Source organism: Roseovarius sp. E0-M6 (assembly GCF_037083845.1).
GTDB lineage: Bacteria > Pseudomonadota > Alphaproteobacteria > Rhodobacterales > Rhodobacteraceae > Roseovarius.
On sequence record NZ_JBAPLA010000007.1, the window covers coordinates 88,166 to 101,944 of the forward strand.

At 61.6% G+C, this 13,779-nt stretch carries 11 protein-coding genes and 1 tRNA gene; 7 read left to right on the plus strand and 5 right to left on the minus strand.

All coding sequences use genetic code 11. The annotated features are described in order from the left end of the window. Positions 1 to 43: 43 nt before the first annotated feature. Positions 44 to 691, minus strand: coding sequence for a lipoyl(octanoyl) transferase LipB (lipB, locus tag V8359_RS15765; protein ID WP_336430024.1), 648 nt, complete (start codon positions 689 to 691; stop codon positions 44 to 46). A gap of 431 nt (positions 692 to 1,122) precedes the next feature. On the opposite strand from lipB, the gene V8359_RS15770 reads away from it, so the two are divergent. Further along, positions 1,123 to 1,209 (plus strand) — tRNA-Leu (locus V8359_RS15770). Positions 1,210 to 1,254: 45 nt separating this feature from the next. Here V8359_RS15770 and V8359_RS15775 read toward each other — a convergent pair. From V8359_RS15775 to V8359_RS15785, 3 genes are all read right to left on the minus strand, one after another. Then, positions 1,255 to 2,496: an NAD(P)/FAD-dependent oxidoreductase gene (locus V8359_RS15775; RefSeq protein WP_336430025.1), complete on the minus strand. Its 1,242-nt coding sequence runs from the start codon at positions 2,494 to 2,496 to the stop codon at positions 1,255 to 1,257. 3 nt (positions 2,497 to 2,499) lie between these two features. Next, the gene (locus tag V8359_RS15780; protein WP_336430026.1) at positions 2,500 to 4,716 is read right to left on the minus strand and encodes a TRAP transporter permease; all 2,217 of its coding nucleotides are present in this window, start codon (positions 4,714 to 4,716) and stop codon (positions 2,500 to 2,502) included. 86 nt (positions 4,717 to 4,802) lie between these two features. Next, a complete protein-coding gene (locus V8359_RS15785; RefSeq protein WP_336430027.1) occupies positions 4,803 to 5,813 on the minus strand; it encodes a TAXI family TRAP transporter solute-binding subunit in 1,011 nt (336 codons plus the stop codon). A 130-nt stretch (positions 5,814 to 5,943) separates the two neighbouring features. Between V8359_RS15785 and V8359_RS15790 the strand changes: the two genes are divergently transcribed. Together V8359_RS15790 and V8359_RS15795 are read left to right on the plus strand one after the other, a co-directional pair. Next, on the plus strand, positions 5,944 to 6,924 hold the full coding sequence (locus V8359_RS15790; RefSeq protein ID WP_336430028.1) for a LysR family transcriptional regulator: 981 nt from the start codon (positions 5,944 to 5,946) through the stop codon (positions 6,922 to 6,924). 41 nt (positions 6,925 to 6,965) lie between these two features. Continuing rightward, the gene (locus V8359_RS15795; protein WP_336430164.1) at positions 6,966 to 8,114 is read left to right on the plus strand and encodes an amidohydrolase; all 1,149 of its coding nucleotides are present in this window, start codon (positions 6,966 to 6,968) and stop codon (positions 8,112 to 8,114) included. Positions 8,115 to 8,422: 308 nt separating this feature from the next. Here V8359_RS15795 and V8359_RS15800 read toward each other — a convergent pair whose 3' ends face one another. Next, positions 8,423 to 9,442 (minus strand): agmatine deiminase family protein, encoded by a 1,020-nt coding sequence (locus V8359_RS15800; RefSeq protein WP_336430029.1) that lies wholly within the window; start codon positions 9,440 to 9,442, stop codon positions 8,423 to 8,425. Between the two features lie 350 nt (positions 9,443 to 9,792). Between V8359_RS15800 and V8359_RS15805 the strand changes: the two genes are divergently transcribed. Genes V8359_RS15805 through V8359_RS15820 form a run of 4 tightly spaced genes read left to right on the plus strand, consistent with a single transcriptional unit; the run spans position 9,793 to position 13,704 of the window. Then, complete coding sequence (locus V8359_RS15805; RefSeq protein ID WP_336430030.1) at positions 9,793 to 10,884, plus strand: ABC transporter ATP-binding protein; 1,092 nt, start codon at positions 9,793 to 9,795, stop codon at positions 10,882 to 10,884. Continuing rightward, complete coding sequence (locus tag V8359_RS15810; protein WP_336430031.1) at positions 10,884 to 11,813, plus strand: ABC transporter permease; 930 nt, start codon at positions 10,884 to 10,886, stop codon at positions 11,811 to 11,813. Before V8359_RS15805 ends, V8359_RS15810 begins: the two co-directional genes overlap by 1 nt. After that, on the plus strand, positions 11,813 to 12,622 hold the full coding sequence (locus tag V8359_RS15815; protein ID WP_336430032.1) for an ABC transporter permease: 810 nt from the start codon (positions 11,813 to 11,815) through the stop codon (positions 12,620 to 12,622). Before V8359_RS15810 ends, V8359_RS15815 begins: the two co-directional genes overlap by 1 nt. Positions 12,623 to 12,666: 44 nt before the next feature. After that, positions 12,667 to 13,704 carry an extracellular solute-binding protein gene (locus V8359_RS15820; RefSeq protein WP_336430034.1) on the plus strand — a complete coding sequence of 346 codons (1,038 nt, stop codon included), beginning with the start codon at positions 12,667 to 12,669 and terminating at the stop codon, positions 13,702 to 13,704. Positions 13,705 to 13,779 lie beyond the last annotated feature (75 nt).

The window sequence follows — 13,779 nt, forward strand, 5'->3', positions numbered from 1 at the left end:
ACCGGGGGAATGCAAGATTGCCGGATGATGCTGCGCGCAGCGGTCAGCCAAAGATCGTGCCAAAGGTTCGGCGCAGGGCCGTGTCCACATCGCCCATGGTGACGGGAAGGCCCATGTCCACAAGGCTTGTGACCCCGTGATCTGAGATACCGCAAGGCACGATGCCGGTGAAATGGTCAAGATTCGGTTCGACGTTGATCGAAATGCCGTGAAAGCTGACCCATTTGCGAAGGCGGATGCCGATGGCGGCGATCTTGTCCTCGGGCGGCTGCCCATTCGGGCCGAGCGGCTTGTCGGTGCGCGCGATCCAGACGCCGACCCGGCCCGGCCTTATCTCACCGCGCAGGTTGAATTCATCCAGCGTGGCGATCACCCAAGCTTCGAGTTGCTCGACAAAGCGGCGCACGTCGCGACCGCGCCTGCCCACGTCGAGCATGACATAGACCACCCTCTGACCGGGGCCGTGATAGGTGTATTGCCCGCCCCGTTTGCTCTCGTAGACGGGAAAGCGGTCGGGGTCGGTCAGGTCAGCGGGGCGGGCCGACGTCCCCGCCGTATAAAGGGGCGGGTGTTCGACCAGCCAGATGCATTCGCGGGCCTCGCCGCGGGCAATGGCCTCGGCCCGCGCCTCCATGAAGGCCGTGGCCTCGTTATAATCCGTGAGGCCGGGGGTGATGATCCATTCAACCATGACCCCGCTTTAGCCCAGATGCGCGAAGGGCGGAAGGCTGTTCGACCGCGGCTCGATGCGGGGGCGACAGGGGCCATCCGACGCGCGGTCTGGCGGGGTTTGACGCCATGCGTCACGGACATGGGCGCCATCGTAACGCGTGCCGAATCGCAGGCTTCTTCCGGCGTCTCGCGCAGCACGGCCCATGCCGCCGGTCGCGGGCAGTCCGATTCTGGAGATGCTGGAGAACGCAGAGGTCTGGACACAAAGAACAGCACTCAAAGCGTATGGAGCGCCTATGCGCATGGTGAATTCCGGCAGTAAAATAACGGTCTTCACGGAGATTAACCTGCTGCTGGCAAAGGCTGAAGATTACTAAGCCCGGCCGCTTGATTTTGCCCTTCACAAGGTTTGGAAGTTTGCATATAAGCGCGCCATCTACCGGATCACGTGCGGTCGTGGCGGAATTGGTAGACGCGCAGCGTTGAGGTCGCTGTGGGGTAACACCCGTGGAAGTTCGAGTCTTCTCGACCGCACCATTTTCAAAGATTTGCGAAGCTGATTTTCCGTCGCTTTGAGCGCGCTCAGGCGAATCGTGTAATGGCGTAGGGGGTCAGCGGTGCGTTCGGTGTGCGGTCTTCCAGAATGTCGGCGATCAACTCGCCCGATTTGGGGGCCATCATCAAACCATAGTGTGAATGCCCGAAATTCACGTGAAGGCCCGGCATGTCGGGCACTTCGCCCAGCACCGGCAGGCTGTCGGGGAAGGACGGGCGCTGCCCCATCCACAGGCTTGGCTGCGATGTGTCGAGATCCGGGAACACGTCCTTTGCGATCCGCATGAGGCGCGCGTGCTTACGCTTGTCGACGGGGGCGTCGATATCGCCGAATTCGGCCTGTCCGGCGACCCGCACGCCATTTTCCATAGAGCTGGCCACGAATTTCGCGTCCGTGTCGGAGATGGAATTGTTGAGCGTGATGCCGGGGTCCGCGAACTGGGCGTGATAGCCGCGTTCAGCCACGAGAGGGATGCGAAGCCCGAGCGGTTCAAGCAGGCGGGTCGACCACGCCCCCATGGAGACAACAACCCGGGGCGCGGTATAGCTTTGGTCGGCGCAGGTGATGGTCCAGCCTGTCGCGGTCCGGGTAAGCGCGCGGATTTCGGTTGTGACGATCTCAACACCCAAGCGCCGGGCCTTGTTGGCCAACACTTCGGCGAGGCGCCCGGGATTGAGTGCGCGCGCCTGACCGTGGACAAGGATCGCGGCCTTGAAGTCGGGGGAAAGTGCGGGCTCGATCCGATGAAGCTCGTCATCTCCGACAAGTTCCAGAGGCGCGCCTTTTTCCTGCCGGATGCGCGCGTCCAGCGATGACAGCGATGCCCGGTCCGCCTTGCGATAGGCAAGAACATAGCTGCTGTCGCGCAAAAGCGCTTCGTGGCCGGTGCCTTCGAGGTGGCGGCGAAAAAGATCGACCGAAGGGCCGCAAAGCACCGACATCGCAGTCGACAGCTCGCGCACCCGCGCCTCAGAGCCGTTGCGCAGAAACCTCAGCCCCCATGGCACCATGCGCGGCCAGAAACGCGCCCGCACCGCCAAAGGACGATGATAGCCCAGCATGAGCTTGGGTATCTGTGGCAACAGGCCCGGCATGGATTGCGGGATCACCGACCAGGGCGAGATGACCCCGGCATTGCCGAAAGAGGTTTCCTGACCCGGTTCGCCCCGATCCATGAGGCGCACCGGCACCCCGCGTTCGACCAGTGACAGGGCCGTGCAGATGCCGACGATTCCCGCGCCAAGGATGGTGACAGGTTCCGCGCTCATGGCTCAGATCAGGTCCGCGGATCGCCGGCTGCGGGCGATGAGCTGCGAGATGATGGCCGGCGCTGCAATGATCAGGGCCACGAGATCGGCTTCGAGTGAGGGCGCGATGAAGACCAGCCCGGCCAGAGCCATGAGCCAGCGGAAGATGGCGCCCATGGGCGCGAACCAGAAGCCGACAACCGCCGTCGACAGCGCAAAGACCCCCGCGATACAGCTTGCTGCCGTATAGGAGAATTCCCACAGGTCGAACCCTGTCTCGGACACGAAAAGAAGCACCGGGGCATAGACGAAGGCCATCGGGGCCACCACCTTGCCCAGCCCCAGCGAGAAGGCCGATATGCCCGTGCGGAACGGGTTCGAGTTGGCGATCGCCGCCGCCGCATAGGCCGACGTGCAGACCGGTGGTGTGATCTCGGCCACGACGCCGTAATAAAGCACGAACATGTGGCTTGCGATGGGCGGGATGCCAAGCTGTGCGAGAGCGGGCTGCGCGACCGAGACAAGCATGATGTAGAGCGCCGTGGTCGGCACGCCGGCCCCCATCAGGATACACGCCAGAGCGATGAAGACGAGGCTGAGGAAAAGCGTGAGGTCTTGCACCGAGAAAAGCTCGTAACTCCCGAAAGTGAATAGCCAAGAAAGATCGGTGCCAAGGTTCGACGCCGCCTGTGTGACCATGAAGCCGATACGAAAGCCGACACCGGTGGTGTTGATCACGCCGATGACGATGCCCACAGCGGCCGAAGCGGCCCCCACGGCCAGCGCGTATTTCACACCCGTTTCGAACGTGTCGCTCATCTCGGGCAGGCGGATACGCTCTTGCGGGTTGAGCGCGCCCAGCAGTGAAGCGGCGACAAGGATCGCGGACATCGTGAAGTCAAACCCGCCGCCCATGTATTTCCAAATGACGAAGCCGATGAAGGCCACCATGTAGACAAGCGAGAGAGGTTCCTTCCATCGGCTCATCCCTGCGATGAGGGCAAGGGATATGCCGCAGAACGCGGACATGTAGGGTGTATAGCCAGAAAAAAGCACAACCAGCAGACCGACGAGGGGCACGATATTGGCCCAGCCGTCGCGCCAAACCGCGCCCAGCCGGGGCAACGCGTCCTTGGTGAGCCCCTGAAGGTCAAGCCTACGCGCCATCAGGTGCACAACGGTGAAGACACCGACATAGTGCAGCAGGGCCGGAAAGATCGCCGCGATGACGATCGTGGTGTAGGGCAGTTCAAGAAACTCGGCCATGATGAAGGCGGCGGCGCCCATGATCGGCGGTGTGATCTGACCGCCCGCCGAGGCCGCGGCCTCGACCCCGCCCGCGAAATGGCCGGGGTATCCCAGACGTTTCATGTTGGGGATGGTCAGCGCTCCGGTCGAGACGGTGTTGGCCACCGACGACCCCGAGATCGTGCCAAAGAAGGCCGAGGACACGACCGAGACCTTGGCCGGGCCGCCGGTGTAGCGGCCAGCGAGGATCGTGGCGTTGTCGATGAAAAGCTGTCCCAGACCTGTGCGCTGGGCAATGACGCCGAAGAGGACGAAATGAAAGACGATGGTCGAGACGACCCAGAGCGTGACGCCGAAGATGCCTTCCTGAGGGAAGTACATGGACGACACGAACGTGTTGAACTTTACGCCCGGATGCTGAAGCAGGCCGGGGAAATACTGACCGAAGAGCGCATAGGAAATGAACAGACAGATGATCGCGGGCAGGATCCAGCCCAGTGTGCGGCGCGCGATATCGAGCACCAGAATGATCAGGATACAGCCAAAGAGAAGGTCATATCCGTTGGGATTGCCCATGCGGAAGGTCATTTCTTCGATGCCGAGCCACGGAACCCCGCGCCATGCAAACCCGACATAAAGCGCCGAGGCCACGCCCAGCACCATCAGGATCACATCGAGATAGGGCACGCCGCCAAGCCGCAGGGCGCCAGTTTTGAGATCGAAAGCAGTGCGCGTTTTGACCAGCGGATACAGCGCGTATGTCAGGATGAAGAGCCCCGAGAGGTGCCAGCCCATATGCCAGAAATCGGCGGGCAGGGCAAAGCCGGCTGTGAGATAGTGATAGACTGCGAAGGTCAACGCCACATAGCGCAGGAAGGCCCCGAAGTGGGGTGTCACGGAGCGGGTCGCGGCCCCCTCATCGTATTTTTTCTCGATCGCCGAAAGCTCGTCGGCGGTCAGTTCCTTGGCCACGTCCTGCGTTCCGTTCGTCATTGGCCGATACTCTCACGTGTGTTGGTCGGAAAAAGGGCGGCGCGCATGTCACGCGCCGCCCGGACTTGTGCCTCAGGCGGAGTGGATCACTCCATCAGGCCCGCTTCTTTGTAGAACTTCTCGGCACCGGGATGCAGCGGCACGCCAAGCGAACCCACGCCGTCAAGCGCGGTCTCGGCCGTGATTTGCTTGCCCTTGGCATGGCCATTGTCCAGAAGGTTGCGGGTGTTGTCGTTCCACAGCGCCTTGGTGATGCCATAGACGAGTTCTTCACTAAGGTCCGAAGACACGATCAGCAGGGCCGAGACGGCAGGTGTCTGGACCTCGTAGTCCACGCCTTCATAGACCCCTGCGGGGATCGAGGACGGGATATAGGCCGGGACCGCGTCGTTGATCTTCTTGAGGGCCTCATCCGAGAAGCTGTGAAGCTCCATGCCTTTGGTCGTGGACAACTGAACCATCGCGGAGACGGGCCAGCCCGCCGCATAGAAATAGGCGTCAAGCTGACCGTCGGCCAGCCGCTCGGCGGATTGGCTGTTGTTCAGTTCGGCCTCGTCCATGTTGTCACGGTTGACGCCCCATTTCTCAAGCATCTGAAGCACGGCGACCTGCGTGCCCGAACCGGCCTGAGCAATACCGACGCGCTTGCCCTTGAGGTCGGCAAGGCTCTTGATCGATTCGCCTTCGGGCAGTACGAGATGCAGATCCTCGGGGTAAAGGTTGGCGACGATGCGCAGTTTCTCATGCGGCTTGCCGTCGAACTTGCCTTCGCCGAGATACATCGAGCGGGTGACATCCGCCGCCGCCAGACCCGCTTCGAGTTCGCCGTTCTGCACGGCAGTGTTGTTAAAGACCGAAGCCGTGGTGGATTGCGCGATGGCGATCAGGCCGGGCACACCGCATTGGCCGCCTTCGTCGCATGGGCGCGAGCCCGGGGGCGACGAGATGCCGTTGGCAATGGTGCCGCCGATCGGGAAATAGGTTCCGCCCGCGCTTCCTGTGCCGATGCGGAAGAAGGTCGGATCCTGCGCGACCGCTGTCCCCGCCGTGAGCGCGACCGCAAGGGCCGTGCCTGCAAAGGTAGAGAATAATTTCATTTTTTCCTCCCAGTTAAGTGACAATTGTCACGAGTCGTCGAAGTCTCATCGACGTCACGGTAGCGCAGGGCCGCTTAATTGCAAACTTGAATATCTTTTGTTTCGATAGATTTAGGTTATACATCGCGGAATGAACCTGTCTCAGCTCACAGCCTTTCAGGCGACCATGACCTCCGCCTCGCTTTCGGATGCGGCGAGCAAACTTGGCCGGAGTCAGCCTGCTGTCAGCGCCGCGATCAAGGCGCTTGAAGAGCAGCTCGGGTTTCAGCTTTTCCGCAGGGAAGGGCGCAAGCTGGTGCCGGTGCCCGAGGCGCATTACCTGTTGTCCGAGGCCAACACGCTTCTGGCTCAGATGTCGCGGGTGCGGCACACGATGCGCAGCCTCAAGGAGGCGCGCGTTGGCACGCTCAGCATCGCGGCGATGCCCGGCCCGGTCTCGATGCTATTCCCACAATTCGTTGCGCGTGAAATCGGTCAGGACACTGGTATCACCGTCTCTCTCTCGGCGCGAAGTTCGGCGCAGATCATCGAGTTGGCGCGGGCGCAGAGCATTGATTTCGCCTTTGCCGATGCGCTGGATGATCCGGACGCGGGCAACCTCTATCGCGCCGAGATCGTGACCGGACGTTGCTTTGTGGCGATACCCGAGGCGCATCCGCTGGCGGACCGCGGCGACGTGCATCTTGCCGATCTCGACGATGTGCCGATGGGGTCGCTCTATGCCACGCATGTCCATCAGCGCGACGTGCTTGCCGCGTTCAACGCACAGGGGCTGCGGTTCCGCGCGATGGTGGAGAGTCAGACCTTCCTGCCGCTCCTGCAATTTGTTCTGGCGGGACAATGTTGCGCGATCATCGACCCTTTGACCGTGGCGCATGTGACCCGCATTGAGCCGGCCATGGAGGGCCTGTGCATAAAGGCGCTGGCCGGGCCGCTCAGATATAGATACGCGATCATCTCGTCGCGCCACAGGCCCGTGTCCGTCCTTGCGCAAAAAATGCGCGATGCCTGGCGGTCCGAGGTGCTGCGATTGCTGGACGATGTGGGCGCCGAGCCGTGGCTTGAAACCGGAGAAACGAGCGGGCAGAACGGGGTAAGCTATACGTTTTAAGGCGTGTTTGCGGGCTCGGATAACTATAGGGGGCGTGGCCGATTTCGGATTTCGACAACAGGCTGACGGCTCTGCGGCGGGCGTTTCATCGCGATCCCGAACTGGGATTCGAGGAGTGGCGCACCCGCGAGCGTGTTGCCGAACGTCTTCGTGCGGTCGGGGTCGAAGTGCATGACAGTGGTGTGGGCGTGGTCGGGGTTCTGCGCGCCGGGCAGGGCAACCGCGCGATCGGGCTCCGCGCGGATATGGACGCGCTGCCGATCCATGAAGTCAGCACCCATGACTATCCAAGCGGGACACCGGGAAAAATGCATGCCTGCGGGCATGATGGGCATATGACGATGCTTCTGGGGGCCGCCGAACGGCTAACCGAGGCGCGGGATTTCGACGGCACCGTGGTCTTTTTCTTTCAGCCGAACGAAGAGCACGGATTGGGCGCCAAGGCGATGATCGACGAGGGTGTGCTTGACCGGTTTCCCATCGACGAGGTCTATGCGATCCACAACCTGCCGGGGGCTCCGGTTGGGCAAATCTCGACCCGCGTGGGGCAGATATGCAACTCGGAAAGCCTTTTCGAAATTGCGATCGAGGGACAGGGCGGCCATGCCTCGATGCCGCAGGCGGGGGTGGACGCGATCACCGTTGCCTCCGAAATTGTCCTGTCACTTCAGACTGTTGTGGCGCGCAAGATGGCGCCGGGGGCAGGTGTCGTCGTGTCCGTGACCGAGATCGAAACCGATGGCGCGCGCAATGTCCTGCCGGGCCGTGCGACCCTCAAAGGCGACGTGCGCGCGCGCCAGCCCCAAGATCGTGACGCGGTAGAACGCTTCATGCGGCAAATCATCGAGGGCGTTGCCAGCGCCCATGGCGCGGGCGTGGCGTTCAAGTTCGAAGCGGCGTTTGTCGAGGCGATCAATGCACCTAGCCCGACCGAGGCGGTCGTGCGCGCGGCCCGCGCCACTGGGCTTGAGACGATCCCGGACCGCGCGCCCATGAGCTTTTCCGAGGATTTCGCACAGTTCAGCGCGGCGGTGCCGGGATGTTTCCTGTTGCTGGGCAACGGCGAGAGCGGCCCTCATGGTCAGCCGCTTCATGCGCCGGATTATGATTTCAACGACGCGATCCTGCCCATCGGGGCGCGGTTCTGGCATGCGCTGGTGCGCGACCGGTTGCCGCGACGCGAAAGCTGAGCCAGGCGCGAGCTGTTCAATTCTTGACGAAAGGTTAAGGCCGCCGCGCGCGGTGTTGCGTGATCGCGTCGGAGAATCAGGCGCGGAACCCGAGGTTAACAAGGGTTTCGGGCCGGTTTTACCGTGTCGGCATTCACGTCGGTATTCACGTCGGTATCACGTCGGTGCGGTGCCGGGAAAAGGCCGGAGTTAACGCGGCGAGCGCCCCGGATCAAAGGATATGAGGCAGGAATGCTGATCTAAAAGCCGTGAAAAAACCGGGGCCGATTTTCATGAGGTTCATCCCCGGCGTCGCCCGGACCGCCCCATCAGACCGCCGGTTCCTGCTGGGTGATGCAGTGAATGCCGCCGCCGCCGATGGCGATGGCTGGGATGGCCACGGGCACGATGCGCCGGGAGGGGAAAAGATCCTGAAATATCTCGCGCACGATGCCATCCTCGGGGAGGTCATACTGTGGCATGATCACCGCGTCGTTGCAGATGTAGGAATTGACATAGCTGCGGCAGAAGCGATCATCATGGCCGCCGGTGTCGGCATCCGATGCCTCGGGGATCATGACGAGCGTGATTTCGCGCCCCTGCGCGTCGGTCTGCCCCCTGAGCGCGTCTATATTGGCTTGGGCGATCTCATACCAGTCGCCGGCGTCCGGCGGCAGGGTTTCGACCATGACGACACCCGGTGCGGCGAAGGCTGCGATGCCGTCGACATGGCCATCCGTCTCGGTTTCAAGGACATTGCCGGGCAGCCAGATCACCTTTTCGCCGCCGAGCATTTCCTTGAGTTCCGCCTCGATCGCGTCACGGGTCCAGCCGGGATTGCGGTTGGCGTTTGGAAAACAGCTTTCGGTGGTGAGGATCGTCCCTTGGCCGTCAACCGCGATGCCGCCACCCTCGGCCACGAGGCCGGAGTGGAACGCGGGCACCTTGGCGGACGAAAGGATCGCGTCGGCGGCGGCGTCATCGCCATCATAGGGATCGTATTTGCCGCCCCATGCATTGAAGCGGAACACAGCGCCTGCGCGCGCGCCATGCGCATCGGTCAGGAAACAGGGCCCCGCGTCGCGCGCCCAGCTGTCATCGATGGGGCAGTCCAGAAGCGCGATATCCGATCCCAGCATGTTCCGCGCCGCGGTCCTGTCCTCGGGCCGCACGAGCATGGTCAGCGGCTCGAACGTGGCGATGGCATGCGCGACATCGGCATAGTTGCGGCACGTGGCCTCCATGTCGTCCCAGACTTCGGGGCGCGATGGCCACATCATCCATGTGCGCGCATGGGGCGCCCATTCGGCGGGCATACGAAAACCGGCTGCGCGGGGTGTTTCGGCCATGACTGATCCTTTGCGTGCGACGAAAGCCATCGGAATGGACGCCTTCATGGTTGCAGCGGAACGGGCGCCTGTCCATCACTGTCGTGCAAAGACCTGTCCAAGCCGAGACATGGGCGGGATTAGCCAGCGCCTAATCACTGATTATGCAAGCACGACTTTTCATCCCCGACGCTGTGGATATCCTTTCCCGAGGGAGGCCGCATCGCTTGGGCGGCACAAATTGCACTGGTCCTTGGGGTTGACTGAGATGCGGAGATCGAGAAGCCTCGGGCCGCATTCGGACCCGTGCAAATGCTGCCGGATCGCTGGAGGCCCCATGCGATGCCGTGCCAAAGGGAGGGGTTAGACAGGTGTCAGACGACCAGACGATCGCGGTCGACGTGCGAAATGCGGTCAAACGCTATGGCGATTTCACGGCGCTCAAGGAAATATCGCTCGCTATACGCGACAACGAGTTCTTTACCCTGCTGGGGCCGTCGGGCTGTGGCAAGACCACGCTTTTGCGGATGATCGCGGGGTTCGAGGATGTGACCGAAGGCGGGATCTTCCTTTTCGGGGACGAGATCGAATCTCTGCCGCCCAACAAGCGCCCGGTGAACACCGTCTTTCAGAACTATGCGCTTTTCCCGCTGATGACCGTGCTTGAAAATGTGAGTTTTGGACTCGAGATGTTGGGCACCGCCAAGACAGAGGCGCGCAAGCGGGCGGGGGAGATGCTTGAGCTGGTTCAACTCACACAGTTCGCCAACCGCAAGCCATCGCAACTTTCGGGTGGACAGCAACAGCGGGTGGCGCTGGCGCGGGCGCTGGCCCCCAATCCCAAGGTTCTGCTTCTGGACGAGCCGCTTTCGGCGCTTGACCTCAAGCTACGGCAGACGATGCGGTTCGAGCTCAAGGAGATACAGCGCGAGACGGGCATCACCTTCATCTTCGTGACCCACGATCAGGAAGAGGCGCTGACCATGTCGGACCGGGTCGCGGTCATGTCGGCGGGCGCGTTGCAGCAACTGGGCGATGCGCGCGACATCTATGAGCGGCCGCACAACATGTTCGTGGCCGATTTCATCGGTGAGACCAACCTTCTTGAAGTGACCGTCGACAAGGTTGAGGGCGCGCGCGCGCTTTGCCATCTGGGCGGGGGCCACGCGCTTGGTTGTGAGGCGACCGAAGGGGTCGGTGCGGGCGCACATGTGCATCTGTCGGTCCGGCCCGAGCGGCTTTATCTTTCGGATGCGCCGGTGGCGGATGAAAGCCTCAAGGGCACGGTGCGGCACAACATCTTTGTGGGCACCGACATTCAGTCCATCGTGGACCTTGAGGACGGGCCGAGGATGACGGTGCGAACATCGAATTCGGATCGCGGCAACAAGCGCATCTTCGAGCCGGGCACCACGGCCTTCATCAATATGGAGCGGGGGGCCGCGCGCCTCCTGGTGGACTGATGGCGGGGGGCGCTGCAAGCGGCGGGTCGGCGCGGTCCGACACCTACAAGGAAGCGCGCTATTGGCTTCTGGCGCCATCGTGGGTAGTGCTTATTTTCGTGGTGCTGATCCCGGTGCTGATGATGCTGATCTATTCCTTCCTGACGAAGGAATTCCGCGGCGGCGTGATCTGGGAGTTCAGCCTTGACGCCTATGATCAGTTCTTTTGCAGCAGGGGTCTTTTCGGAGATGAGCCCTGTTCGATCGAGTGGACCTATATCAACATTTTCTGGCGGTCGATCTGGCAGGCGGGGGCGGCGACGCTCCTGAGTCTCGTGATCGGGTTTCCCACCGCCTATTTCATTGCCACCCGCCCCGAGAGGGTGCGCCCCGTCTGGGTGTTTCTGATCACGATCCCCTATTGGGTGAACCTGCTGATCCGGACAGTGTCGATGAAGTTCATGCTGCGGGACAACGGCCCGCTCAACGATATGCTGCTGGCCACGGGTATCATCGACGATCCGCTGCGTATCGTGAACACCAATTTCGCGGTGCAGCTTGGGCTTTTCTATTCTTACCTACCGTTCATGGTGCTGCCGATCTATGCGAGCGTGGAGCGGTATAATTTCACGCTGAGCGAGGCTGCGGCGGACCTTTACGCCAGCAAATGGGTCACGCTGCGCCGTATCCTGATCCCGGCGGTGAAGCCGGGGGTGATCGCGGGGTGCATCCTTGTCTTTGTGCCTTCTCTGGGGTCGTTTCTTGCGCCTGACCTTCTGGGTGGGGCAAAGAACTTCATGATCGGTTCGCTGATCGAGGAACAGTTCAAGGGCAATGCCGGCAATTGGCCCTTCGGGGCGGCGGCGTCGATGATCCTGCTGACGGCGGTTCTGATCATCTTGGTGATCTTTGCCCGGCAGCAGGCCCGCGCTCAGAAGGCGGTGAACTGATGGCGCGGCGCGGCTATGACATCAAGCGGTTCACCGGCTTTCTGCCGATGACGATCCTGTGTATCGTGATCCTTTACGCGCCTTTGGTGATCGTGACGGTCTATTCTTTCAATGACAGCCAGTCGATCACCAACTGGGAGGGGATCAGCCTGCGCTGGTATGTGGACGTGTTCACCGGGCCCGAATCCGAGAAATTCAAGCTCGCGGCGTGGAACAGTTTCACCATCGCGATCATCGCGGCGGGAACGGCCACCACGCTTTCGACGCTGGCGGCGACGTCGATCATCCGGGGCGGACGGTTCCGGCTGCGCATGTTGTCGCTCGGCCTGATCAGCATGCCGCTCATGGTGCCCGAAATCGTGACGGCGGTGGCCACGCTCATCTTTTTCAACTCGATCGGGTTCACGCGCGGATACCTGACGATCCTCGTTGCGCATATCGCGTTCTGCATCCCGTTTGCCTATATGCCGATCGCGGCGCGGATGCAGGGGATCGAGGACACGTTCGAACAGGCCGCACTGGACCTTTACGCGACCAAGCGGCAGGCGTTTACCAAGATCCTGCTGCCGATGATGATGCCGGGGATCATCTCGGGGTTCCTGCTGGCCTTCATTATCTCGCTTGACGATTTCATCATCACCAATTTCGTCAAGGGCGCAGGCGTCGAGACCCTGCCCACGGCGATCTTTGGCGCGGTGAAACAAGGGATCAAGCCCAACATCATGGCCATCTCGACCATGCTTCTGGGGGTGTCGATCCTGATGGTCACGATCTCGTATTTCGTGAGCAAGAAAGACGAACTTGGCTGACACGGCCCAAGACGCGACACACACACCAACAAGGAGGAAACGACATGAAACTCACGCTCAGAACAACCGCCACGGCCATGGCGCTCGCGCTTGGCGCGACGGCGGCGCAGGCCGAAGGGGAGCTGGTGATCTATCACTGGTTCGAATACATCCCCCAAGAGCTTCTGGACAAGTTTGCCGAGGAGCATGACGTCGAGGTGACGATGGACACCTACGACTCGAACGAATCGCTTCTCGCATCCCTCAAGGCGGGCGCCATCGGCACCTATGACGTGGCCGTGCCCGGCGACTACATGGTCAAGATCATGGCCAACGAAGGCCTGCTTGACACGATCGAAGAGGGCGAGCTTGAGAACAAGGACAATATCGAGGAAGACTGGGCCGACCCAAGCTTTGATCCGGGGCGCGCGCATTCGATCCCGTATCAGTGGGGGTCGACCTCGTTCATGGTGAACCGTGACGTCTATCAGGGCGACATCAACACCACCGATATCCTGTTCAATCCGCCCGAAGAGCTTTCGGGCAAGATCAACATGCTCGACAGTCAGGGCGAAGTGCTTGCGATGGCGTCCCTGCATATGGGCATCCCGCAATGCTCGACCGATCGCGAACAGCTCAAGGCGCTCAATGCGATGTTGCAGGAGGCCAAGCAACATTGGGCATCCTTTAACAGCGACACCGCCAAGGAGGTTCTGGTTTCGGGTGATGCGGCCGTGGGTCAGATCTATGACGGCTTTGGCGCCAAGGCCCGCGAAGAGGGCGCGAATGTGGAATATGCCTTCCCGAAAGAGGGTTACATCGTGTGGATGGACAATGTCGTCCTGCTCAAGGATGCGCCCAACCGGGAGAATGCGCTCAAGTTCATGGATTTCCTCCTTGAACCCGAGAACATCGCGGCGGTGACCAACTATGCCCGCTATAGCGCGGGTGTGGACGGGGTCGATCCGCATCTCGACTCTGAGCTTGCGACATTGCCAGAGTCGAACCCGCCGGAAGACGCGGGCAAGACCGTCTTTATCGAGGTCTGCGATCAGGAAACGCAGGAAGTTTATGACCAGATCTGGACCAACCTCAAGAAGTAAGCGTCACGTCACGTGATGCGCGCGCGGGCCGCCCCCCGGGGTGGCCCGTTTTGCGTTGTCGTCTGTCGGTTTGGC